This window comes from Candidatus Dependentiae bacterium, assembly GCA_018266175.1.
Lineage (GTDB): Bacteria > Babelota > Babeliae > Babelales > RVW-14 > JAFEAY01.
The window spans coordinates 77,835-102,379 of the sequence record JAFEAY010000010.1 but is presented as its reverse complement, the minus strand read 5'-3'; the positions used below and the strand labels follow the sequence as shown (position 1 = coordinate 102,379).

The 24,545-nt window shown below is 37.8% G+C and carries 27 protein-coding genes and 1 tRNA gene; 10 read left to right on the top strand and 18 right to left on the bottom strand.

Going from position 1 to position 24,545, the window contains the following annotated elements; translation table 11 throughout:
• Positions 1-18: 18 nt before the first annotated feature.
• Both JST56_02925 and trmB read right to left on the bottom strand, forming a co-directional pair.
• A complete protein-coding gene (locus JST56_02925; protein MBS1987922.1) occupies positions 19-930 on the bottom strand; it encodes a hypothetical protein in 912 nt (303 codons plus the stop codon).
• Positions 931-1,017: 87 nt separating this feature from the next.
• A complete protein-coding gene (gene trmB / locus JST56_02920) occupies positions 1,018-1,635 on the bottom strand; it encodes a tRNA (guanosine(46)-N7)-methyltransferase TrmB (GenBank protein MBS1987921.1) in 618 nt (205 codons plus the stop codon).
• 94 nt (positions 1,636-1,729) lie between these two features.
• Here trmB and JST56_02915 point away from each other — a divergent pair, with 94 nt between their 5' ends.
• Together JST56_02915 and JST56_02910 are read left to right on the top strand one after the other, a co-directional pair.
• The gene (locus tag JST56_02915) at positions 1,730-2,122 is read left to right on the top strand and encodes a hypothetical protein (protein MBS1987920.1); all 393 of its coding nucleotides are present in this window, start codon (positions 1,730-1,732) and stop codon (positions 2,120-2,122) included.
• 240 nt (positions 2,123-2,362) lie between these two features.
• Positions 2,363-2,845 (top strand): peroxiredoxin, encoded by a 483-nt coding sequence (locus tag JST56_02910; protein ID MBS1987919.1) that lies wholly within the window; start codon positions 2,363-2,365, stop codon positions 2,843-2,845.
• Positions 2,846-2,914: 69 nt separating this feature from the next.
• Here JST56_02910 and JST56_02905 read toward each other — a convergent pair whose 3' ends face one another.
• From JST56_02905 to JST56_02885, 5 genes are all read right to left on the bottom strand, one after another.
• Positions 2,915-5,527, bottom strand: a complete 2,613-nt coding sequence (locus tag JST56_02905; GenBank protein MBS1987918.1) for a hypothetical protein — start codon at positions 5,525-5,527, stop codon at positions 2,915-2,917.
• Between the two features lie 238 nt (positions 5,528-5,765).
• Positions 5,766-7,118 carry a flotillin family protein gene (locus JST56_02900; protein ID MBS1987917.1) on the bottom strand — a complete coding sequence of 451 codons (1,353 nt, stop codon included), beginning with the start codon at positions 7,116-7,118 and terminating at the stop codon, positions 5,766-5,768.
• Between the two features lie 18 nt (positions 7,119-7,136).
• Positions 7,137-7,733, bottom strand: coding sequence for a hypothetical protein (locus tag JST56_02895; protein ID MBS1987916.1), 597 nt, complete (start codon positions 7,731-7,733; stop codon positions 7,137-7,139).
• A gap of 63 nt (positions 7,734-7,796) precedes the next feature.
• The gene (locus tag JST56_02890) at positions 7,797-8,564 is read right to left on the bottom strand and encodes a class I SAM-dependent methyltransferase (GenBank protein ID MBS1987915.1); all 768 of its coding nucleotides are present in this window, start codon (positions 8,562-8,564) and stop codon (positions 7,797-7,799) included.
• A gap of 93 nt (positions 8,565-8,657) precedes the next feature.
• Positions 8,658-9,614, bottom strand: coding sequence for a hypothetical protein (locus JST56_02885; GenBank protein ID MBS1987914.1), 957 nt, complete (start codon positions 9,612-9,614; stop codon positions 8,658-8,660).
• Positions 9,615-9,787: 173 nt separating this feature from the next.
• Here JST56_02885 and JST56_02880 point away from each other — a divergent pair, with 173 nt between their 5' ends.
• Positions 9,788-10,639 (top strand): hypothetical protein, encoded by an 852-nt coding sequence (locus tag JST56_02880; GenBank protein MBS1987913.1) that lies wholly within the window; start codon positions 9,788-9,790, stop codon positions 10,637-10,639.
• A gap of 103 nt (positions 10,640-10,742) precedes the next feature.
• Here JST56_02880 and JST56_02875 read toward each other — a convergent pair whose 3' ends face one another.
• From JST56_02875 to JST56_02860, 4 genes are all read right to left on the bottom strand, one after another.
• A complete protein-coding gene (locus tag JST56_02875; protein MBS1987912.1) occupies positions 10,743-11,732 on the bottom strand; it encodes a C40 family peptidase in 990 nt (329 codons plus the stop codon).
• A gap of 30 nt (positions 11,733-11,762) precedes the next feature.
• Positions 11,763-13,535 carry an ABC transporter ATP-binding protein gene (locus JST56_02870; GenBank protein ID MBS1987911.1) on the bottom strand — a complete coding sequence of 591 codons (1,773 nt, stop codon included), beginning with the start codon at positions 13,533-13,535 and terminating at the stop codon, positions 11,763-11,765.
• 24 nt (positions 13,536-13,559) lie between these two features.
• Positions 13,560-14,264, bottom strand: coding sequence for an FCD domain-containing protein (locus tag JST56_02865; GenBank protein MBS1987910.1), 705 nt, complete (start codon positions 14,262-14,264; stop codon positions 13,560-13,562).
• 270 nt (positions 14,265-14,534) lie between these two features.
• Positions 14,535-14,738 (bottom strand): hypothetical protein, encoded by a 204-nt coding sequence (locus JST56_02860; protein MBS1987909.1) that lies wholly within the window; start codon positions 14,736-14,738, stop codon positions 14,535-14,537.
• Between the two features lie 220 nt (positions 14,739-14,958).
• Between JST56_02860 and JST56_02855 the strand changes: the two genes are divergently transcribed.
• Together JST56_02855 and JST56_02850 are read left to right on the top strand one after the other, a co-directional pair.
• Positions 14,959-16,560 (top strand): AAA family ATPase, encoded by a 1,602-nt coding sequence (locus JST56_02855; GenBank protein MBS1987908.1) that lies wholly within the window; start codon positions 14,959-14,961, stop codon positions 16,558-16,560.
• A gap of 11 nt (positions 16,561-16,571) precedes the next feature.
• Complete coding sequence (locus JST56_02850; protein MBS1987907.1) at positions 16,572-17,369, top strand: hypothetical protein; 798 nt, start codon at positions 16,572-16,574, stop codon at positions 17,367-17,369.
• A 34-nt stretch (positions 17,370-17,403) separates the two neighbouring features.
• Here JST56_02850 and JST56_02845 read toward each other — a convergent pair whose 3' ends face one another.
• Positions 17,404-17,940, bottom strand: a complete 537-nt coding sequence (locus JST56_02845) for a MepB family protein (protein ID MBS1987906.1) — start codon at positions 17,938-17,940, stop codon at positions 17,404-17,406.
• A gap of 136 nt (positions 17,941-18,076) precedes the next feature.
• Between JST56_02845 and JST56_02840 the strand changes: the two genes are divergently transcribed.
• The 3 genes from JST56_02840 to JST56_02830 all read left to right on the top strand — a co-directional run bounded on the left by JST56_02840 (position 18,077) and on the right by JST56_02830 (position 19,304).
• On the top strand, positions 18,077-18,397 hold the full coding sequence (locus JST56_02840; GenBank protein MBS1987905.1) for a nucleotidyltransferase domain-containing protein: 321 nt from the start codon (positions 18,077-18,079) through the stop codon (positions 18,395-18,397).
• Positions 18,384-18,782 (top strand): HEPN domain-containing protein, encoded by a 399-nt coding sequence (locus JST56_02835; GenBank protein ID MBS1987904.1) that lies wholly within the window; start codon positions 18,384-18,386, stop codon positions 18,780-18,782. Before JST56_02840 ends, JST56_02835 begins: the two co-directional genes overlap by 14 nt.
• Positions 18,783-18,851: 69 nt before the next feature.
• A complete protein-coding gene (locus JST56_02830) occupies positions 18,852-19,304 on the top strand; it encodes a YaiI/YqxD family protein (GenBank protein MBS1987903.1) in 453 nt (150 codons plus the stop codon).
• A gap of 97 nt (positions 19,305-19,401) precedes the next feature.
• On the opposite strand, the gene JST56_02825 is transcribed toward JST56_02830, so the two are convergent.
• A tRNA-Gln gene (locus JST56_02825) sits at positions 19,402-19,475 on the bottom strand.
• A 425-nt stretch (positions 19,476-19,900) separates the two neighbouring features.
• On the opposite strand from JST56_02825, the gene thyA reads away from it, so the two are divergent.
• Complete coding sequence (gene thyA / locus JST56_02820) at positions 19,901-20,773, top strand: thymidylate synthase (GenBank protein MBS1987902.1); 873 nt, start codon at positions 19,901-19,903, stop codon at positions 20,771-20,773.
• Positions 20,770-21,234: a dihydrofolate reductase gene (locus JST56_02815; protein ID MBS1987901.1), complete on the top strand. Its 465-nt coding sequence runs from the start codon at positions 20,770-20,772 to the stop codon at positions 21,232-21,234. Before thyA ends, JST56_02815 begins: the two co-directional genes overlap by 4 nt.
• Before the next feature lie 47 nt (positions 21,235-21,281).
• Here JST56_02815 and JST56_02810 read toward each other — a convergent pair whose 3' ends face one another.
• From JST56_02810 to rplS, 5 genes are all read right to left on the bottom strand, one after another.
• Entirely contained in the window at positions 21,282-21,593 is a 312-nt protein-coding gene (locus JST56_02810) for a hypothetical protein (GenBank protein MBS1987900.1), read from the bottom strand.
• A complete protein-coding gene (locus tag JST56_02805) occupies positions 21,590-22,246 on the bottom strand; it encodes a hypothetical protein (GenBank protein ID MBS1987899.1) in 657 nt (218 codons plus the stop codon). Before JST56_02805 ends, JST56_02810 begins: the two co-directional genes overlap by 4 nt.
• A gap of 79 nt (positions 22,247-22,325) precedes the next feature.
• Complete coding sequence (locus tag JST56_02800) at positions 22,326-22,922, bottom strand: hypothetical protein (GenBank protein MBS1987898.1); 597 nt, start codon at positions 22,920-22,922, stop codon at positions 22,326-22,328.
• A gap of 582 nt (positions 22,923-23,504) precedes the next feature.
• A complete protein-coding gene (locus JST56_02795) occupies positions 23,505-24,146 on the bottom strand; it encodes a hypothetical protein (protein MBS1987897.1) in 642 nt (213 codons plus the stop codon).
• The gene (gene rplS / locus JST56_02790; protein MBS1987896.1) at positions 24,097-24,489 is read right to left on the bottom strand and encodes a 50S ribosomal protein L19; all 393 of its coding nucleotides are present in this window, start codon (positions 24,487-24,489) and stop codon (positions 24,097-24,099) included. Before rplS ends, JST56_02795 begins: the two co-directional genes overlap by 50 nt.
• Positions 24,490-24,545 lie beyond the last annotated feature (56 nt).

Genomic DNA, 24,545 nt, shown 5'->3' with positions numbered 1-24,545 from the left:
GAAAAATGATAAGCAGAATTAGCACTGATTCAAGCGAGAAATCCTTCTCCTTTGTTGTAAATGGGTTAGTCCACGCTTTTTTTGTTGTGGTTTTGGAATGATCTTGAGATTTTGAAAAACGGCATCCCAGTCTTGCAAAAGTTTACGATTCAAAATTGTGGCGTCTTGAAAGCCCTGTATGAAAAAATTTCTTAGCCGCTTGATTTTCCATTGTTTTTTAAAATCCTCAGTGTCACTGATAACAATTAAAGTGTAATTCAGGTTTGGGAATTTGTTTCTTATAAGGGCATTAAGCTTTTTTGCTTCTTCTTTTGTTATCCCGGTTCTGAAAAAATAAACCTTTTTACCAAGAGAAAGTGCTCGATAGAATCGATCAATACGACGATAATATTTGTTTCTGATTTGTTCATAATCATGCAATGGTTCTTTATCTCGACTAAAATCATGCGGATAAATTATTTTGTAGTATGTATCGCGAAAGGTGCGATGTGTTACATTTGGCGCAAGTTCAAAAATTTTTAAGTTTTCTTGTTTGAGATAGCCATGAAAATCTTCTTCCAACGCTTTGTACACTGATTCAACTTCTGAAATGCACCAATCAAAAGGGAAAAAGGCTTCAGTGAGATGGTTTCTTTCAAAATGTCGAGCAGGAGCGCAGTTTGCTCCAAGGCTAATAAAAATTATTGGTTTAGTCAGACCAAGCTGATTTTCCCGTTCTGTATTGTGCCATTCAAGAACTGGAGAACTTTCTTCTTCCCGTAATATTTCAAGTGCATGGTACTCATTATTTAAAACAGTAACATGGTTGCTGAATTTGTTGTTGAAAAGGTCTTTGTTCTGTTCTTCTTGAGCCGGAAAAATAGGGTTTACAAGAAAAAGAGCCCCAAGTAAACAGTGGATAACTTTTTTATAAAGTTGTAATAGCTTCATTAATACCTCTTGTATGATGCCTAGTGAAATCATAAGCATAGATAACAAGATGATGCAATCTCAAGAAAGTGATTATATTCGAAGCTATTATCGTTGCGGTTGCATTCGAGCTTGAAATGTTCCAAAATAGAGTGTGCGATTGTGCTCTTCGCTCATTTCTTTCCATCGAGTTTTATAGAACGTTGCCCAGAAGTAGTCATCCTGAACAGGTTTAAACTTTTCGGAAGTACTTACTGTTTTAAGCATGACATCCCAAAGCTCTGGTACGTCGGTTGCGATATAAAGACAACCATTATGCTTGAGCTTTTTTTGAACTAACGTTAGAAAATCTTGGTTAATAACGCGTCGTTTGTGATGTGTCCTCTTTGGCCATGGGTCTGGATGAAAGACAAAAATTCGATCAATGCTGTTGTCATCAAACATATCGTGAAGTCCAAAGCTTGCATTGCCCCAGACCAAAAAGACATTGTCTAATTTACTTGTGGTGATGAGCTCTTGAGCAGCATCAACCAATTTTTTTCGTATCTCAAATCCTACTAACGCATGAGTGGGGTTTGCTTTACCATACTGATCTAAAAAACTACCGGTTCCAAATCCAACTTCGACATCAAGAGTGCCGGTGAAATGGGGAAATATTTCGGCCCATTTTTGTTTTGAAAATCGTTGAGGGCAGCTGAGAGGGTTGAGGAGTGTTCTAACGCGCATAATTTTGTTTGTTTCGTGCTATTTGTTATGTTTGTTTAGGTAGGGTATAAAACGTATGAATAGATTATACCTCTAATATTAAGGAATATAAAAAATGAAGAAAATTTTACGCTATTTTACTATCCTCATAGGGACAAGCGTTGCTTTTTGCCAGGCAATGGATTTTAATCTTCAGCAAGCAAATAGAGCATTTGGCCTGCCCGAGATCTTGCTTCAAGTTCAAATTCCAAATTCAAATAAAGTCCTTGTTGCCTATCAAAAAAACAAACTTGCAGTTGTTTTTTTGCAAAACGATAAGGTTGAAGTAAAGAAAATAAATTATCAAAGATCATATGATTCTTGGATTGCGCGTTACAGATTGTCTCTGCGAGATTGTTTATTTCAAAGTACTATTTTGGATATTCAAGTTTCTTCAAATGGAAATACTGCTGCAATTTTATTTGAAAAGGAGAGCTTCAAATATATTGGATTAATAGATGATTTATAGAGTGAAGTTCCATATCCATGTTTCGATGTAATATCGGTTGATAAGTCTTATTTTAAAGAGATGTATTTTACCCAAGATAATTTACTTTTGGTTGTTATACTTACAACCGGAATCAGTAACTATTACAAGATTTCAGATGGAAAGTTCGTTGATTTCGTAAAAAAGACAATGTCGGGTTACTCAGTCTTGTGAAAAGGTGTATTGATGAAAACTATAAAAAACAGTTTGTTAGGAATAGTAATGAGCATAGGGATATTTGGGGTTAACGCCTTATCAATAGGAAATCAAGCACCAGAGTTTATGCTACCAGACCAAGATCACAAAATCCGTACGTTGACTGAATTTAAGGGTAAATACGTTGTTTTATATTTTTATCCAAAAGATGACACTCCCGGTTGCAGAAAGCAGGCCTGCCAGTTGAGAGATAATTTCGGAGAGTTTGAAAAGCAGGATATTGTTGTCTTGGGCATTAATTATGATTCACCTGATTCGCATAAAAAATTTAAAGAAAAATACCACTTGCCGTTTATTCTTTTGAGCGACAAAGACAAAGTAACCGCAAAAAAATATGGTGCAAAAAATTGGTGGTTTATTCCGGTTCCGTATCGCATGACTTTTGTAATTGACCCTCAAGGCAAAATTTCTTCAATCTTACCAAATGTTGATGTTGCAAGCCATGCACAAGAAGTGCTGAAAATTGTTCAGGAAAAAGAATCTCAATAAAGTTTATTGTATGAAAAGAGCCCTTGAATAACTCAAGGGCTCTTCAAGCAAAAAGTAATAATAAATGATTTATATTTTTAAGAGATCGGTTTTGAGCATTTTAACAACAATACCCTGAGCAACTTTAACTAAAACGTATGTGTCGTGCGTAGCAGGATTGGTAATTTCGATTATTGACGTATTGATATCGCCGCTATTTGCAAGTGGGTTGGTTGCCGCTACTTTTTCCCGAGCAGTCAATAAGACTTCATATATCGCGGAACATGAAAGAAAATTAATTGTATGTATCGGTTTACCATCCTGATCAAGTTTTAGTTGCGTGTGATTACTTGTTTTCCCTAAGTAATTTGGTATTGCATTATTTAACTGATCATCATCGTCAATCTTTTCACCATTTAAAAAAAAGCAATCCTGATTGCCATCATAATCTAAGCAGTAAGCGGATAACGGATAGAGCGATATCAGCGAACGCAAGATATTAGCTTGATCGCCATAATCTTCTGACTTGTCGATGACCTCTTCTCGAATGATAGCAGCAATATACATTAAAGAATTTTGGTCACACAAGCAGTTATGACTCTTGCATCCGAGTGTGTGCTTGTGTTGGAAAATAATCATACGCTTGCATACGCCATCTTTTTCGTGCATACGATTTCCAGAATCATACAAGCAAAAATCACGGTCATCTGCATTTTGTGAAAGGAGTTTCAAAACATATTGAGACCAAAATTCTTGATTAAAACAGGAGGGGAAGACTGTTGAGCTTTTATGCGAAGCGTATTTTTTTTGATCATCATAAATTGACCAGTCACAAAAACTAACTCCCGTTGTGGGATTAGATGCGAGTCTGGAAACTTCACAAACAGTGTGTTCGCCGTGATTTGTCGTAAGGTTATAGGGGAGTGCACAATCTAAATGTCCACCACCAAGTTGATAGACTTTTTTGGTTTCATGAAGTTCATAGGTCACTTGCTCAATGTGGTGATTTTTTACCATGATGAGATTATCAAGAAAACTATTCTGAAGCTGGAGGACATTTTTTATCATGAGTGCTGTACGTATCAAATCTTTGAAGCTATACGAACATAAATTGCTACAGTCAGGCAGCATTATGTGGGGTTTATGAGTATCTTGGCAAGGCTGAGTGAGATGATTGGTAATTAACTCAAATGTTTTGGTTAATACATATTTTGCATATTTTACTTTGCTCAATAAAGAAGCGCTTGGAGGAGATTGAGTAAATTCTTCTAGGCTGTTCTTATAGTCTTCTATCATGATATTTACTAATTCACTGAGCATCATACTATTTTTGGATGAATCTATTGGTTCATAACGACCTGTGCAAATATTTTCGATGCGTTCAATTATTTTTTGTTCCTGCATATTAAAACAAAGCAAGTAATAAAGAGGTGATTGCTGAATGCAATCTTCAATGAGTTCGGCGTTACTGAACTTTAATAGTATACCTCTTTCAGGCAGAAGGTTTATGAAGTCTGAATGAGCGGCATTATGACTTAACAACTTTAATGCTGCAGGAATTAGGTCAAATGGTGCAGGAATAATATCTTGATCGTCAATATCTTCATCATCTGAAGAAAAACTTAATATTTGAGCATAGCGCAATTTACATTGAGGCTTCCATGGATACAAATAGAATCCTAAAAGGTAACGTGCAATTTTTTGATAGCGATTACAAAGCGTCCTATCCTGTTCTTCGTAAATAGTAATCAAATGTTTTAAAAGAGTTTCGAGCCATTTTTTTTGAACAGCTGATATATTAAATTGAGAGCATGTGTTACAACGTTTTACTTTTAGGGGCTTTTCGATGCAAGCGTTGCCACAATTTTCTAAGCGATATTTTTCATCTAAGATCGTATCTATTTTTTCGAATAGATGCTTTTTAACCAGGTTAAGGATCTTGATTTCAGGAACTTTTCGAGGAATTACCTTCAACATTTCTTGAAGGGTTTCTTTTTGTTTAATCAGATCTTGATCGTCAAAATAACTTTGTAGTTGCTTTTCTATGTGGGCTATTTGAGCTTTAAGAGTTTTTTCTTTATTTGATCGTTCTTTGTCGGTTTTGCAAGCCCTCAGTGATTGTTGAAATTCAAGTACTTTAATCATTTGATGATATTTTTTTAGCAGCGTGTCAAAAAAATCTTCATTCATTTCTGACCACAAAAATTGAGGAAATAGAGCATGAGGATCTCGTTGTTGGTCAAGTACGGCGCAGCTTCGTTGGAGCTCCCCACTATTTTGATCCAATAAAAAAAGAAATTTAATGAGCGGAGTTAATGAAGATTGCTCATCATAATGAAGAAAATTGGTAATGAAAAGTTTCAAAATTTCAGATGTTGGCTTTGTATTTACATATTTTTTTGGAGTCTTTAATCCAACAGGAGAGTAAAGTTTTATATCTTTCATTGAGGGTGTTAAGCGCGTTGGCGAACTAGGGAATTCTCTTTCAGGTGAAGCAAAGCATGAAGAATCAAGATTTTTTTTCAGATGCTTGGAAGGGCTTTGAGTAGTATCATCTGCCTTACGTTTGAGGGGCGAAACTGGAGGCGTAAAAAAGTTATTATTATTCGCGTCCATTGAGTAAGCATCACTTACTACGAGTACAAGATAGAGGCTTATAAGAACAAAGCTTTTGGTGACCAAGCCTTGGTTAGATAAAAGCATAAAGCCTTCCTTTTTATTTTCTTATTATTGAATTAAATTTTATTAACAATGAATAATGTTGTTTATATGATGTTGTTGAGGGGACAAGGAGTATAGTTGTGATATTCGAATTGTCAATATGTGAAGGTTTTGGATAATGGGAGCTGAGATTTATTGAGTGGCAAACTCGAATTCTTAAGCAAAAAAAATAAGCCCCAACTCTTGAATAGTCAGGGCTTATTTTTAGAGTATCAAATTATTATTGGATATTTGTTTTGTTCAATGTATTAGATGAATTATTTGGGTTGTTTAAATCGCCCAAATAAGCTGGCAAATTAATGCCTGACATCGCAGCAATTTCATGCAGCGGCGGTAATGACTTTACCATGCTGCTTACAAAGTGAGCGGTTGAACTTCCTTTTTCAGAAGAGCCGCTATCCCAAACGGTAATCTTATCAATCTTAAGATTTTTGATTGCTTCAGCCTGGATTTTTGCAATCTCTTGGAGCTTTTCAATCATGAGCATAGTTGCAGCATCTTGACTGTTATTCCCGCATGCTTGTACCAATAATTTGTAACCGTCAGCTTGAGCGGTAAGAACTTTACGGATACCTTCTGCTTCTGCTTCTTTGACTTGTAATATTGCAGCAGCTTTACCTTCTGCTTCTAAGCGTTGCTTAGCTGCATCTGCAGCAGCTGCAATTTCAATGATGCGACGCTGGATTTCTTTGGGTACAATTTCTTCAGCTTCAAGGCGTTGTAGTTCAGCTAAGCTTTTTGCTTTGTTAATTTGAGCATACGCATTTTGTTGCGCAATTTGACCTCGTTGTGCCGCTTCAGCTTCTTGTTCAAGCAATGCTGCATTAACACTTGCAATTTTTGCTTTTGCTTCGTTTTCACCTTCAACAGCTTGTGCATTATAGTTGGCAACTTGCGTTCTTCGTTCTTGCTCAGCTTCTGCTCGACCAATTTCACCAGTTTTTTCTTGATTTGCGACATCAATTTTTGCTTGATTAAGCGCTGTTGCAACCGACTTGCGACCAATGCTTTCGATGTAACCAGACTCATCGGTGATATCGGTTATGTTAACGTTCAAGAGCATGAGTCCAATTTTCTTGAGCTCAGATTCGATATGATTTCTGATTTCAAGCAAGAAGCGTTCGCGATCTTGGTTAATTTCTTCAATCATCAATGAGGCAACGGTCAAGCGTAATTGACCGATGATGATTTCAGATGCCATGAGTTCGATATCTTTGCGTGAAAGCGAAAGCAAGCGAACAGCAGCATTATTCATCGCTTCTGGTGTTGTATCAATAGCAACCGTAAAGGTACTTGGTACGTTGATACGGATGTTCTGTTGAGACAACGCAGACTTGAGTGGAATGTGCAATGTCATTGGTGTCAAATCAAGGAATGAATAATCTTGAATGAGTGGCCAAATAAACGCACCACCACCGTGGTAACATTTAACCGATCGCTCACCGGCTATCTTTCCGTAAACTGCTAAAATTTTGTTCGATGAACAGCGTTTATAACAGCTTGCAAGGAAGAAGAACGTGAAAAAAATGAAGAGTGCAAAGAGCGCACAAGCAATTAAAATGTAATCGAACATCGTATGATTCTTTCTTTTTTATGAATTAATTTCTTGAACGACCACAATTTCGTGATCAAGAAATTTTATAACTTTAACTAATCTGAATGAATCAATTGCGCATTGATCAAGCGATTGAGCAAGTACTTCTCGTGTTACACCGTCGACAACGAGTTGAATTTTCCCCTGCCCATTGTGGGGGATCCGTTGATATACCGTACCAACAAGGCCGACCGTTTTTTTGATATCAAAGTGGGTGCCGGAGCTTACCAGGAGCATGGCACCTTTAAAGATAAGACCAGTAAGTACCATGGTAATAGTTCCAGCTATCAATGCTGTAACTATGGAAACCGGGTGACTGTACCCCAACTGTTTAATGCATGCAAGTCCAACCCAACCAAACATCATGAAGAAGCCGGAAATTGAATGTACGGTAAAGAGTTTAAAGGATCCTGTTGAACTATGATGCATTTCTCCATCATCTCCAAATGTATGATCAATTTCAGTCATATCATCGGTTGTGCCGCCTATAATGGTTGCGCATAATCGTAAGAAAAAAAGTGTCGTACCAAAGAGTGCCGTTGCCCAAAAAACAAGGTCTGGTGTTTCTTTAATGAAAGAAAAGAAATTAATCATGAAGACTCCCCATCGGTTATCGTTATTGGTTCAATATAAATAAGAATAGAAATAAGTACACTTCTATTTGGTACATTCATAGATGAGTATGTGTGTACTCCGGTCTATTGCACCATTCAATGCATGGTCTTGATATTTTTTGATATGAATAAAGCCAGCATTTGTCAATAATTGATCCATTTCATCAAAGTTATAAAGATACTGTTTAAACTCTTCGTGCTCAGTATTGGTAATCTGATTGTCAATAATAGAGTCGTATCGACATTGAGAGCTGAAAACTTGTGATTCTGGATTATACGAAGTCATAGTGGTAAGAACAATTTTTGAGCCATCAGCCCTTGTTTGCACACCGCGTCGCTCGATGCCACAAGGTTGAGGTAGTGATGCAACCGTTTCTATTTCAAGAACAAACTTTCCACCGGGTTCCAGGTGATGATACATAATTTCAAGACCGTTTTTACAGTTTTCAAGATTGGTTATTAACCCCCACGACCCATAGGGGACAAAGATTAATTGATACCGTGTATCGCTGCTAAAATTTTCCACAAACGCTTGCCACACCGGAGCAGGCTTATTGCTCAGAGCCGCAAACTTTTGCTTTAACCCATCAAGCATGTGCTCTGAGGCATCAAAGCCATAAGCATCAAAACCTGCTTGGAGCATGGGAATGAGAAAGCGACCGGTTCCACACATTGGCTCTAAAATTGGTCCTTGAGCTTGAGCTGCATAGTTCATGTACAGGCGTAGAGCTTGCTGGGAGTATGGATGCTCGATCAAGTCATAAAACTCGGTACAGAGTTTTTGATAGGTTGTGAGACATGGTTTATTCATTTTTTATTTTTACATTTTAAAAATTATTAATTGAGGGTTATTTGAGGAGAGTTTGATTCTAGCATATTTTTGCCAGAGCAAAAAAGCCTGAGCTTATTGTATAAGTTGTTTCGTGAGTTTTTTGAGCTGCTCTTTGAGCGATATAAGCTTTGATTTCAAAAGTTCAAGTTTGCTTTTCAGAATAATAAGCTGTGCGGCAAGACCTGATGGCAATTCATAGATGATTTCAGAGTGCTCTATTCTATCAGGATTGCGAAGATCGGCTATTTTTAACGTAAAGCTTTTGATATTAAATTTAATTTTACTATCAATGAGTCCTTTGGTGACCATTGCATTTTGTATGCCTGATAAAAGTGAGTTATGCGGTTTAGCCGCATGGTTTTGAAGTAATTGAAGATAAAAAGGGTTTGTCTTTTGAGGTGCTTTTGGTGGGTACAGCATATCTCCAACGAGCCCTATTGAAACATGTGCTAGAAATAGTGGGTGATCTTTATTGATACGATGATGAGTTTTGGCTTTGAGTTTATCAGATATTATGCGAGCAACTTTTTTGAGTTTCCCATAAGGGTCACTGATATTTTGATATGCAATCCAGCCCTTGTCGCCAATAAACTCTGGGACTCCCTGGATACAAAAATCACCTAATCCATTTGGAAATTGAACAGCGATTTGTTGAGCCGCTCCTTCTAAAACTTGCTTAAACTCTGTGAGGTCTTTTTGATCAAGAAGGTCATCAATATAGGCCAATGTAATGTGAAAGGGTTTATTCGTTTGATTCAATGTTCCCCAACCCTTTTTTCCTAATCCATTTGAAGCAAGCATCTCAAGAATGCTCTTGAGCTTTTGTTTGTATACTTGGTCTAAAGCTGTTATTGGGTTGGCTATGGTACGGAAAAATTTTTTTATAGCACTTTGTTTGTCTTTAAGCGGGTTCACTATTTCTTCTTGATTTAATGAGATTTCAACTGAAACGCGATAACCGCTGGCTCTAAGGGATGCAGTAATGAAAATAAAGATTATCAAGCAGAATGAATGTATTTTTTTGTTCATACGTTTTCTTTTTTTACGGTGTCGATTGTTTTTAAAAAAAATTAAAAATAGTTTTGTTTATTCTATAAAAATCGTTTTTGAAAAATAAAGGCATTCTTGAAAATGGTGGCTTGATAATGGTATGCGTATAAGAAGTAATGAGTATTTGTAAGACCGAGAGAAAGGACTTTGAGATGTCATTATACTTGCCCAAGAAAAATGTAAGCTTGCTCCTGAGTACTACCCTTTTATGGTGTAGCTTTATGGTGCCTGTTTATTCAAATCAGGATACAAAAAATATACTTGATGATTCTGCAGTTTTTATGTCTGAGCGCGAAGATATTGAAGTTGGCCAACTCTACCATGAATTAGAAAAGCTTCGTGATCATGATGCGATGCGAGCTCCTCTTTGGCTTAACGCAGAAAAAGAGAATAAAGCCGAGTTCAAAAAAAATAGTATTTTTATAAGCTTGGGTATGAATTGTGGGCCTGCTATTAATTTTGAGAAAAATAAAATTACTGAGGCATTTTTTCCATTTGATTGGGCTATTTCAGAATTCTCTTCGATTTATAAGGCATTAAAAAGCGATTTTAAAGATTTTTTAAAATTAGAAAATCTTGTTGTTACACCGCGTGCTTTGCCCTTAGTGAATCACGGAGTTTTTGATAAAGGTTATAGAATTAATTTCATTCACGATTTTAAAAATGATAGTACGCCGCTCTATGATTATGAGCAAGTGAGAGATAAGTACTATCGTCGTATTGATCGTTTTTATCGCGCTTTGAAGCTTGGGAAACATATTTATTTTTTTCGAACAAAAATTAAAAAACAAGAGGCGATTAAGCTTAATAATCTTATTCAAAAAAAGTTTCCTAAGATCAAGTATACCTTGGTTGTTATGAATGATACTCCAGAATTTAAAAGAGCTTGGAATATTAAAAACGTAAAACATTTCTTTATCAAAGATGTTCATCAAGCAGTTGCTCAGCATACCAGGGGAAAAAATGGATGGGACAATGTTTTTAAAAAATTAAAAGTTACGTAAGAACCTAACGTTTGTAAAAGGTTGATATTTTATAGTACTGAGATGAATATTTATTCTTGTTGAAAGGTGGGTACTGCTGATTGTTAGTACCCACAGTTTTAGTTTAATTCAGTAATGAGCGGAACGAAATTAAATATGTTACACCGGCAAATGAAATTGGCTCATTGTTTTGAAAATCAATAATTTTTTTACCGAGCAAATCTTCAGATTTAACCTTGGTTACAGCTCCTGTAAATGGTGATGCTTCAATGATCATCTCATCACCCTCATACAGGCAAACATGGTCTGCCTTGTTAAAGCTTTGTCTACTTTGATAGAAAAAAATAAGATCACCAGCACGTAATGCTGATGGTTCTACTTGTTTGCTTCTCGAGAATTGACGATTAACACATCGTTCGATTTTTTTACCACATGATCGATATACGGTTTGTACAAAACCCGCACAATCAAATCCACTTCCTTCACATGCGCACAGTCCGCCCCATTGGTAGGGATATCCAATCAGCTTTTTTGCCTGTGCAATAATTTTTGCACGCAAGTAGTGTTCATCGAGCTGCTCAAGATCTTCAACAGCGTTAACATTTTTTCTGGAGATGAGCATGGTTGATCCGCTTGGATCAAGAAACTTAAAATAATCAGGATCGCTACTATTTTGGACGTAAAGCAAAGAGCCCATTGGTATGATAAGCGCAGGCGAGAGGTCATCATAAAAAATTTGCGCTGTTGCGGCACAAACAATAACAGGAGTTGAAAATTCTGATTTGACCATAATCTTAGCAAATTGGCTGTCGTCTGTTGACGAAACATAACCAAATGAGCCATCACTTCCGCACGCTTCGTTGCCTACGAGTTTTACTGTATTGCCGTACAAGTATTGATGCATTTGATAGTACTCATCGTTATCAATCTTGCTATCGATATAAAATTTTTGCGAAACGGTATATCTTTTTGGATTGTTATGTGGGTAAAAAATCGATACAAACGGAGCTGTTACTTGATGTGTCGGTTGGCGTTGCATGGCGAATGTTTTCTGCGGGGCAACGCTCGTGATGAATAATGCGAGAAGTAAGTACCGTTGTAGTATTGCGTTCATAATTTTAGTCTTTCGTCGTTTTTGGAGCTTTTAAGAAAGCTCTCCTGTTTGAATTTTCCACAATCCAGCATAGACACCGTTTTTTATGATGAGTTCATCATGGTTTCCAGATTCAACAATTGCCCCTTTTTCCATAACAAAAATGGTATCAGCATGACGTACGGTTGATAATCGGTGAGCAATAATAACCATTGTGTGATTTTGTGCAAGTGTTGTCATAGAGCGTTGAACGATCGCTTCTGTTTCGTTATCAAGTGCTGATGTTGCTTCATCGAAAATAAAAATAGGTGGATTTTTAAGGATAGCTCGAGCAATAGAAATTCTTTGTCGTTGCCCTCCAGAAAGATTTTTTCCATTTTCACCAACCAAAGCATCATACCCGTGTGGTAACTGTGTAATAAAGTTATCCGCTTGAGCTAGTTGCGCTGCATGTATAATCTCTTGGCGTGATGCATTGGTGCTTCCATATGCAATGTTGTCAGCAATTGTGCCATTAACTAAATAGACCTCCTGGCTTACCAGCGCAATAGCTTGGCGAAGTGCGGATGTTTGTAAGGTCTTGATGTCGGTGTCATCAAGAGAAATTGAGCCTTGCATGCTGTCGTAGAATCGTAAAATCAATTTAATGATGGTGCTTTTGCCTGAGCCCGTAGAGCCGACAAATGCAACAGTACTGTTGGCCGCAATAGTGAACGATAGATTTTTAAAAATACTTACTCCATTGTTGTAGGCAAAAGAGACATTGTTAAACGTCAAAGCGCCCTTAACTTTACCCAGCTCCAAGCTTTGCTTGCCATCAATAATCTTGGAGTGCTGAGCCAAAATAGTAAAAACACGACGTGCCGATGCCATAGCACGTTCGTACATATCGGTTATGGTGGTCAATGTGGTGAATGGCCATAAAAAACGCTGCGTTAAAAAAACCAATACCGCATAAAAGCTGATAGGCAGTGTTCCATTGAGTGCCAAAATTCCGCCTGCGATCATGCTCATAATAAATCCACACAAAATACCCATACGAACTATTGGGATGTAAGCAGCGTTAACATGGCTTGCACGTTGGCTTTCTTGTTTATACGCTAAACTTTCTTGAGCTAAGCAATCAATTTCGTATTGTTCGCAAGTATAACTCTTGATGGTGGTAATGCCGATGAGTCTGCTTGCTATATGGCTTCCTAGTGCTTCAACGCGCTCGCGTACCGCCCCATACAGGGTTGCCAAACGGTTTTGAAAATAATAAGCGATCATGATGACAAACGGCACCGGGAGTAGCGTCAGCACCGCAAGCATGGGCGAGATGTACGTAAAGATTCCACCCATGATAATGATGTTAACAACAAGTTGAATGATGGCATTGGGGCCTTCACTGAGAAAAAGTTCCAACTGATTGATGTCATCATTGATGATGGAAAGTAAACCCCCTGTGGTTTTGTTTTCAAAATAAGCGGTATCCAACTGTTGCATGTGTGCATAGGTGCTTAAACGCAAGGTGTGTTGAATAGTATGTGCAAGGTTTTTCCAGAGAATGAGGTAGCAATATTCAAATATTGATTCGCCAATCCAAAGCAGTGCGGTGAGCCCTGCAACGAGATATAATTGCATGTATGGATCTTGTATATTTGTAAGACGTGCAACCGTTGAGTGTTGTTGGTTGACGATGACATCAATAGCGATACCGATTAAAATTTCCGGAACAATGTCACATAATTTATTGAGTATTGAACTCAAGACAGCTAACAGCAATGAGCCCTTATGGCGCAGCATATAATGCATTAACTGTTTTAATGGTCTCTTTGTTTTCATGATTATCCTTTGTAAGAATTATTTTTATAACAAGTTATTTTTTTGAAGGGTTGCAATAACATCTTCTAATGCTCCAAAAATGTGGTACTCCAAGAGCTCATGTACTTTTTTTGTATTTCTTTCAAGGACAGCATCAGCAAGTTTTTTATGCTCATCGTGATTGAGATGCAGTTGTGTATTAGAAAGGTTAAATGCGATGCGGCAGTACCGATCAAAACGGTGATAGACATTGGCTCGAATCTGAAGCAAAAGAGGAGAATTGCAACCCGATATCAGCGCGACGTGAAAGGCATAATTCCGCTGAGCCCAGACTTGGTACGATACCGGTTCTTGCCTGGTTTCAACCAGTGCCAGGTGATGCAGCGCCGCGGCAACTGATGCCTCCCATGCATCATCGCCCAGTTCCATTGCTTGGTTAAGTGCTAAAAGCTCAATCTGGAAGAAGGTGCGATAGATATCACGAATATTTGCTTCAGAAACTTGAGCAACCCGAAAACCTTTATTGTCTTGTGTCTCGACTAGGCCTGAAGCAACCAAGCGAGACAATGCTTCTCGAATGGGGCTTTGGCCAACATCAAGTCGCTGCTTGAGGAGTTCTATCTTGAGCTTTTGCCCCGGAGCAAAGGTACCATTGATGATATCTTCTTGGAGCTGCTCATAGCACTGTAAAGCCAGCGTATTGTCTTTTTCTGTCGTTATAAGTGTCTTTTTTATACATGCAGTGTTCATAGAAAGCCCTTTCTTTAAAATTCTTATTCTAAACCCATATTAGCGACAAATTATATTTTTGTCGACAAAAATAATCAATATCGACAAAATTGGGAATTTTGAGCAATAAGGAGAGGTTGTACTGAGGTGAGTTCAAGAAAATAGAGGGGTGAGTTTATGAAATAGCGTGGAAAAAAACCTGTTGAGTGAGTATGTTTCTATAAAATAATAAAGGCCCGGTAACAATGTACCGAGCCCTTATTTAATTTTGCTTATCGCAATGTGGAACTGTTATTTCTTTTTACGCAACATAGGCAAGCCTGTGCGCGCATTTTCTATAACTTCATATCCAGCAGGCAATGTATCAAGTGCATCTGGTCCAGCTTCGCCTGCAAAGTAATAAATTCTTTGTTTACGATCGCCAGCAAGCTTTACTTCTTTTGAATGTAAAGAGTACATTTTTCCACTTTTTTTGGATTTAACGGTATAAGCCATGGCTCTAGAGCTCCTTTAACATAGTTATATTTTGGCTGTTTTTCTATCTCTAGGAACAAAAGTAATGAATAAATCTGAAAAAAACTAGAGGTTGCCTTTTTTTATATAAAGTTTTATTGAATACGATATCTAATTAATTGCAATAAGTTTATTTTTTTAAATATAATAATCATAATGAATTTCTATTTTGTTTTTATAGTTGTGGGGGGGAGTGATGTTCATGATGAAAAAAAACCAATTTTATCTATTTTTGATCATCAATCTTTTTAATGTATTACCTCTTATATCAATGCAGCCTCAGAGGTCTCAAGTTCGAGGACAAGCAACAACTGTAGGCGAAGCTCTCCAGCAAGTGGAAGCTGTAACGCAACGAGCAAATTACCTTCGTGAGGTTGTTAATAATGGCATTGTAAGATTAAATCAGTCTATTGCACTTGCTCATCACTCAAATGATAAATCAATTGAAGCGTTTCAGGTATCAACTCAGGCATTGGCGCAAGCAAATCAAGTAGCAACTCAAATTGAGGAATCTCGAGAGTTGCATGCACAAATGAGACAGTATGCACAGACTGCGACGGCAACTTTGGAAACTGAATTTAATCGTCTAAAAGATGCTTTAGCTCAAGAGGTTATACGAAATGAAGCTGTACGGGCAAACGATGCACGGATTCATAATGAGTTTGATCGTGAAACCAGAATTCAACTTCAAAGAGCAGAGATTCATGAAAAACAGCGGTTGGGTATTTTTGAGCAAGAAGAAAAGATTAAGGCTCAAGCTGCTACAGATGTTGAAAAAATAAAATGGAATACAATTCAAAAGATGATAGATAGTCCAAAGCGTATAATAAAAATTGTTATTGCCGTAACAGCAATTGCTTTAGGTGTCTATGCTGCTCAGTATGGTATTCCTCTGGTAATGAATTATTTTACACAACCAAAGGTCATCAGTGAAACCTCAAAAAAGGGTTGGTTTGGATGGAGTAAGCCCCCGCGCGTGAGTTGTCTTAAGGATTTAATTTTTACTCCAGAATTGCATAAGCAACTTTTTGATCTTGTACTGCGCGTACAATTTGCAAAAATGTATAACGAAAATCTCCCCAATGTTCTTTTTTTTGGTGCTTCAGGAACGGGAAAAACTGCATTTGCCAAGGAGCTGGCCTATTATTTAGATATTGACTATGCATTAACCTCTGGTTCAGAATTTGCAAAAATTACCGATCTAAATCTTGCAAATAGTGAATTCCGCAAGCTTTTAGATTGGGCAAAAAATTCAGAAAAAGGGTTGATCGTCTTTATTGATGAAGCTGAATCATTGTTTGCAAATCGAAAGCTTCCTACAACATCCCAAGGCATTCAAGATTTTATTAATACATTTCTGGCACTCGTTCCGGAAAAATCACAAAAAAACTTAATGTTTATTTTTGCAACCAATCATCCCTTTAAACTTGATGATGCAATTATAGATCGCATTGGTATGAATATTGAGTTTACGTTGCCAGAAAAGGCGGAGCGAGAAAAAATTCTTGCATCATACCTTGAAAAATTTGCACAAGAAAATAGTGAAGCAGTTGTTGACCTGCATCAAGATGTCTTAGAAAATCTTTCAATCTATGCGGACCTTCTTGAAGGTGTTTGCCCACGAGCGATTAAATTTATTGCGCAAGAAATGGTTGTGCAAGCTCGCCGACAGGAGCCTAAGCAGCTTACGGGTGAAATTGCGCAAACTGCACTTGATCAAGCAATGAAAAGTTTACAGCAGGCAGAGCTGTGGGAAAAAGTACGAGTTCAGTGGGCCAGAGATTTGGCTCGCATAGCTGCATGAAGGGTAATAAAATGAAAGTATATCTTAAAAAATATCTCCTTCTTTCTTTGACGTATTTTATTGTTACGGCTGATAATTCAACCCTGTCTGCACAGAGCGTTGATGAATATACACATGTAGTTGCTGAAATTATCGCAAGCCTGAATTGCAGTCATGAAGATCCTGAGAAAGTTCATGAGCTTGGTGTTAAAATTTATGACCTTTTGAATGAACGATATTCACGGAGCGATATCATAAATATTATGATGGGCAGTAAAGAATCAGAAGAATTTTATAGGCAAAAAAATGCTGAAGCCCGGTGGAGTAATTATCTTTTTGTAGGGCAAATTGCCCTTGCAGCGGGTGTGGCGATAGGTTTGTTTTATTTGGTATACCAGCTTGGTAATATGCTCAAATGGAATGGCTTTTTTCCTTCTCAAGAAACTCAGGGCAATGTAAAAAAATCTGGTGGTGCAGCATTATCACACCATGAAAATCTTAATAATACTCAGCAAAATTCTGCAGAATCAACACAAGTTTCATCAAGTTTAAATCAAGAAAGTTTATCTGTTCAAGGGCAATCTAAGAGCGGTCAACCATGGACGATTCTTCGCGGAGAATATTTGCTTAATACCAGATTGCAAAACGAACTAGAGCAGCAAATTGAGCATGCAATAAATATTGGGTTTGAATTGCCAACCATTCAGTTGAATGCTCATGATCATTCTGTAAATGCGACCCCGGTCGATAATCGAAGTTTGCTTGAATTAATAACAGAACAAATTGAGTATGCACAAGGTATTGGAATTGATGTTACAACTACCCAATAAGTGTTGACGTGAGTTTGTTTAAGAATTGCAGATTTTATAACGATTTTATAGGGTATAATTTCTGGATACGAGCAGTATCAACCTCGCCTGGATGAATTTCAAAAAAGTAGAAAAGTTGCCAATGCTGAGTTTTTTCTGCCTGTTGATTATCAACTTTATCCCACGGTGGATAGACTCGCATTGCTCGCTTTCCGCCTATGCAATCTTTTGATATAACGCCTTTTTGGTACAACACGATTTTTGGAAAAACAAATTGACCGAAGTGGTCAGTATTGCGAACACTAACAACAAATAAATCAACAGGGTCTGCTATGTCGTAAGGTTGAATTGGTCCATTACCAATTCGCTTCCATAACGTAACAAATTGACCAATCTTTGTTGGTGTAATTTTGCCTACGCGAAATTTAACGCTGGAGTTATTTATTTTCAGATTACACGCGCCATACTCTTTACTTTCTATTTCTTGGTCTATTAATGTACAAGTCAGCCCGCTTGGTTCATATACAAGTGCTTGGGCTGCAAGTAGGTCGGGATGAATGTTGCTTAAGAGCGTGTTGTTTTGTGAGCACATAAGAAAATCTAATTTTATTCAAAAATTTATGTAAAACGATACACTTTCATTATACAGTATTGATGCGCATGAAATAGAATTTTTAACGCAACAAAAGAAATTAATCAGGTTGGGAATGTTACGCTGTGAGGATAGTATGATTACACCGGAAATTATTGAAGAAGTAGTAAGGCGTTTAGTACGTACCTATGATCCGCTAGAGATATATCTTTTTGGTTCTTATGCCCGTGGAGATCAACGCGAAGATAGTGACCTTGATCTTCTTGTAGTCGTTGAGAGCTCCGAAGAGAGAAGTCATGCAAGAGTAAGAGCTGGTTATGCAGCGTTACGAGGTTTGGGGATATACAAAGACTTAGCAGTATATACCAAAGATGAATTTGCAGAACGCATTAATGAGATTGCAACGCTTCCCTATTATGTAAACAAAGAAGGAAAGTGCTTATATGCCAGGGCATAGAGATTGGATTATAAAAGCACGAGGTGATTTAAGGGCAGCGCAGAAGCTAGTTGCCGGTGATGAAGAGAATGATAATGAAATATTGGGTATAGTAGCTTATCATGCTCATCAGTGTGCAGAGAAAGCATTAAAAGCGTTTTTGGTGTATCAACATCAAAAAATTCCAAAAACTCATGACTTAGAAGGACTCTTAGAAGAGTGCAAAAAGTATGATCAGCATTTAATGGTACTTGAAAAATATATCGATTATCTAAGTCCTTACGAGATGCGTACTCGTTATCCTGATGATCAATTTTCTATCGATCAAAGCGAGGCTCTTGATGCGATAACTGCAGCGGGAAAGGTTTTAAATATTTTGATGAAGCTCGTTCGTATTCCTTCTTGATAAGCAAGACTTGATTTAAAATATGAAATAGAATTTTTAACGCAACAAAAGAAATTAATCAGGTTGGGAATGTTAGACATATACGTAGATGCCGATGCGTGTCCGGTAAAAGAAGAAATTTTTCGAGTGGCCACGCGCCACAACATACAGGTCTACTTGGTAAGCAACAGTCGCTTGAATATGCCGGTTGATATAAACGTTCATAAAATAGTGGTTGGCTCTGACGCCGATGCTGCAGATGATTGGATTGTGGAACATGCTGGAGCGGGGGATATTGTAATCACCATAGACATATTGCTTGCTGAGCGCTGCCTGAAAAATGGAGCAAGTGCAATAAGTTCAACAGGCAGAGTTTTTAATGATGATAATATTGGTGTAGCAAAAGCGATACGCGAGTTACGTGCTCATTTGCGTGAAACGGGTGAAGGTCCGAGTTATAACGCTACTTTTTCCCCAAAAGATCGATCTCGTTTTTTACAAGTATTTGAAGAAATGATTCAGCGTATAAAAAGAAAAAAATAAATTGGAAGCGAAAGCTGTCCGTCTACGCTTATCCACGCCTTCCGGCTTGGCAAGCTATGACGAGACATCGCGCCATAGCCCAAAGGGCGACGGCGGATGGCTGGGAAGATAGGATTCGAACCTATGTAACTGGATCCAGAATCCAGGGTCCTGCCGCTAGACGACTTCCCATTACATGCATTAATTTGATACCGTTATTTATAGCAAAAACCATATTTTTTGCAAGATCAAAAGAACGTACAGGAGGGTTTATTGTGGCATTTTTTCATTCTTTCGGAATGATTTTAGAAAGTTTTTTATACAAACTTTTGGGTTTAATTTGTCTAATTACAGGGATATTCGGGCTCTTTTTTCCCATCATTCCCGGAGTTGCTTTGATTGTTATAGGTCTTGGGTTATTGGGGTGCAAACCTGCTGTACGTTGGGGGAAGAAGAGTTGGCTCTGGGTGAAGCGATATTTTAAAAATAAAAAGCATCATTAATGAGGATTGGTACCCCATACTTTTGGGATGTTTATTTTTTATGGTACTGTTGAGCCAATCTTGATATTATTTGGGAAAAATTATCTTTATTTGTTGCTTGAAAGAAATTAACCCATGAAAGCATATTTGGATATTGTACGCCACATTCTTGAGCATGGCGTACTCAAAAAAAACAGAACGGCAACCGATGCGATTGCCGTGGTTGGGCGGATGTTTGAACATGACATGGCCGATGGTTTTCCGCTTTTGACGACCAAAAAAGTCCCCTTCAGGCTTGTTGCTTCTGAGCTTGAATTTTTTATTAAAGGGATTACGAACAAAAGATGGTTACAAGAGCAGAATAATCATATTTGGGATGAGTGGGCGTATCCCAAAAAAGCACCTTATGGCCACAGCGAACAGGCTAAAAAACAGATGCTTGAAGAGCAAGATTTGGGCGCAATCTATGGTTTTCAGTGGCGGCACTTTGGGGCCCAGTATAGTTCTTTTGATGCCGATTACACCAATCAAGGTTGTGATCAGCTGAAAGCACTTGTGCAGACGCTCAAAACTAATCCGCTTGATCGTCGAATGATTGTTTCAGCGTGGAATCCAATGGACTTATCTGAGATGGCGTTGCCTCCATGCCATTATGCTTTTCAGGTAACGGTTAGCAATGGTTATCTCAATTTATTATGGAACCAGCGCTCCGTTGATGTCATGCTTGGCTTGCCATTTAATATTGCAAGCTACGCCTTGCTCCTTCACCTGCTTGCAAAAGAAGTGGGCTTGAAAGAAGGTAAATTGATTGGCTTTTTGGCTGATGTGCATATTTATGTCAATCATATCGATGGTGCACGCCTGCAGCTTGAACGCAATCCATTACTTTATCCGCTTCCTCAAATTATTACTGAACCATTTTCTTCTATTTTTGATTGGTCGTATCAAAATTCACAAGTCATAAACTACGTAAGTCATCCAACTATTAAATTTGAGATTGCGGTATGATTAAGATTATTGCGGCAATGACCAAGCAGGGAGTGATTGGTAAGGGGAATGCGTTGCCCTGGAATATTCCCGATGAACTAAAAAATTTTAGAAAATTAACGCAAGGGCACCCAATCATCATGGGAAGCCGTACCTTCGAATCAATTGGCAGGCCTCTGCCTAACCGGCACAATATTGTTTTGGGTCAACCTGGTCTGAAAATTGAAAATGTGGATGTGTGCCACTCAGTTGATGATGCATTGCGGATTGCACAAGCGGATACCAAAGATATTTTTATTATCGGCGGTGCGTACACCTATGCGCAATTCTTACCTATCGCCGATTATTTATACTTGAGTTACATCAAGCACAATTATGAAGGCGATGTATTTTTTCCAGCGGTCAATTGGTCCGATTGGGAAGTCGCTGAGCACACCGATTATCCAGAATTTGAATTTTTTGTTTATAAAAGGATTAGGTAAATTAAAGATAGTTTCTGCCAGTCTTATGGATAGTCTTAGCAGTTGATTTAATCACAATCGTCTGCTTTTTCTATCACGTTGAATTTTCTTATATTTGTTACACGATTATTTTCCAAGTTTTCAGCAGTTAATTCTTGAAATGAAACGGCTCCGTCTTGAAGAATAAAAAGTATGGTTGAATTGTCAGCAAATGCTGCGTATTTAATTCTTTTTTCCTGCTTGAACCAAGATGATTGATTGGTGATCAAATCGATTACGATAAACCAGTATTCATGACAACCTGGTGAATTGTATTCTGCTGCTATCACGAGCTTGGTTTGATCTGGGGAAAAATTAATTAAGCTTATATCTTCGCTCAATTTATAATTATGAGTAGTTGTTGAGTTTCTACATCAACAACATGAATGTATGGGACGCCATATGAGCATTTTTCACACGCAATCGCTATTTTTTTTCCATCAGGTGTCATTGTATTGGCCTGTGTGGAATGGATGTAAAAACGGATGTTCTCTCGCTTAAATTCCACTGTTTTTGTTGAGCCATCTGGTAAAAGTGTTGAAAGAAAAAGGCCCCAGCTAAAACGACATGCATTATCAGATGTTTTCAGACATGTAAAAATAGGTTCAGAATCGATGTTTTTACAGACGAAAGATCCTTTTGGATAAGTCAAAAAACCATGGTCAGTAAGAGCGATGGGCTCTTGAGGAATAATTTCAGATTCTGAAATGTGGTAGCGTTGAATTTTATTCCTCTTCAGCGCGCAGAGCGTCGTGCTATCAGATGAAAAAAATAATTGTCCCCGGGTTTTAAATGTGTTCAAAAGTTGACCAGTGTGAGCATTCCAAAGCTTCGTAGCTCGGTCATCTTGATTTGTATTTACCAAAAATTTGCCATCAGGGGAAAGTACGCATTCATTAATGCCCTCCCCAATATTGAATTCAGGATATTGTGCATGCAGTGATAAGGTGGTGATGCAGAGTGCTGTAAATGTAATAAATTGAAATAGTTTCATAGAATTTTCTTCTCCCTCTTTTTTCTAAAATCTACTCTTGAACAGATATTACTAAAGATAGGGGTGAAATCAAGAGCGTTTACTTATTGTTGCGGCTTCTTGCTGCAGTAGAGCGACGAGCCCAGATGGTACTGCAAATCAACATTTCTCGATTTACAGTACGAGATTTGTCTATAAAGCAGCTGTCTTGTGCAAACTTTTTTTTCATCTCTTCGCTCAAAAGTGAAGTATCAAAAATGAAATGCGATTTCAAGATCGTTTCCATGATGAGCTCAGCAGCGTTCCAATCGACTTTTTCTATGCCATCTTTAAAGAGCGCTTCAAATGGTTTAAAGTAAGGCTCACTTGTTACCACATTGGGAAACGCTTTTAGAAATTGCATTTCAACCGGTGTGTACGCTTGGCGCGAAATAGGCTCCCATACGCTGCTCATGGCTTGTGCAAAATCAGGTGCGAGCAGGTTTGTTTGCTTCCATTCTAAAATAACTTGATCACCTAATTTATCGTGTGCGATCAAGAGGCTGTTTGGGGCTTCAGATTTTTGACGTGATTCATGATTATTCACGGTTTTTATTCTTTCAAGATTGAGTTCAGTCTTTTTATTGATACAGGTATTAATTGTTATCATGCCGATACAAAAGCATGACAAAAGCATTATGCGATAAGCATAAAACATGTGTGTACCTTTTTTTCAAAAAGTTAAAAAAATAATGTGCCCAACGGTACGGGCGTTTGAGTGAAGTAATGAGGAAAGTACTGGAGCGTCCATGGGCTTTATCCATGGTGTCAGTAACTTAAGAGATAAATGAAGCTTTCATAGGGTCCCCGGGTTCGGTTAATGGGACTAAAATATAACTTTACATTGCTAGAATAGCGTAAAAGTGCATTAAAGACAATCTTTGGGGTTGGGTAGAGAAAACTGAGTATGTTTGATTTTCAACCAAGTTATGGTTAAAACTGGTTTGTAAAACAACCATGATTTGGTTGAAAATCGGATTTGCAGTCAAAATTTTGGCTTATAATCTTTACCAAGTGTTAAGTCATTTAGCGTTTAGTATGACTATGTGTTAAGTCTGTGAGCGTTTAGTCAATTACCTGCGACGTAAGTAGCCAGCAGCAAGCGATGATGGATCAATTGTGAGATTAAAAAATCTGCCCAGTCCGTAAACGAGTGAGAAAAAAATTATTGGGCATGAGATTAAGACAAGTATAAAAAAAAGAATGGTACGTGTAATAAACCAGATCACAAATACTCCAATCAAGATTCTTTGGTGAAAAATAATAACAGCTGCGTTTTCTTGGGCTCGACATGATTGTTACTGCTGATTGTTCGAGCTTTGCGCAATGAAACAACAACCTGTGTAGCTTTGCGGGAGCAAACCAAAAGGCCTTCTCGACTAGTCGATAAATTTTTAACAGACCAACCGGCCTTGCGCATTTCGTGAAGATAAAAAGAAACAATTTTTTTTTGTGAAAGATCCCCCTCGTAAATTAAGCAAGCCCCTTTTGTTTCAGATTTTTTAACAGGAGAGGCCTGGAGTGTGAAATTTACAGGGATTGGGAAATCAAGCGTTGCTGTGAGTGGGACTATTTTTTTAGTGAATGCTTCATAAGAAAAGCGCTTGATCGAATCAAACTCTGGGGTGTCACTATCTAAATCATCAAAAGAACGAGGATGATTGAGCACCGGGACATTTTGAGGGTCTGAAGAAGCCTTGCTTGTGCTGGCGATATCAAGATCTCCTTGGTGATAAGATCTTTTCTTTCCACACGAAACTAAAAGTACCATAGCTACTAAAGTAACTATGGTACAAATAATTTTTTCGATACGTCGAAACATAGCGAGTGAATTACTCTCTATCAAGAGCAGCTTTTTGCTCTTTGGTGAGAATTTTTTCATCGATACGAGCTGCTTTACCAAGGCGATCACGAAGATAGCTGAGTTTTGCTCGACGAACATCACCACGTTTTACAACGCGAAGCGCACTGATTTTTATAGAATAGAAAGGGAAAATACGTTCAACTCCGATGCCGTTTGCGCCCATGCGGCGAACAGTGAATGTTGATGAGATGCCGTTTTTGTGCATACAAATAACATCGCCTTCAAAAAGCTGAATACGTTCTTTGTCTCCTTCAGAGACTAACTGAGATACTTCAACGGTATCGCCAACACGAAAACTAGGAAGTTTTCGTTCAGTTCCAAGATCCAAAATAGTTTCGCGTGTTAAACAATTTGCTTTCATTGCGTCCTCAAAATTTTACCAAAGGTCATATGATTTTCTGAAAAATCGTGTTTATC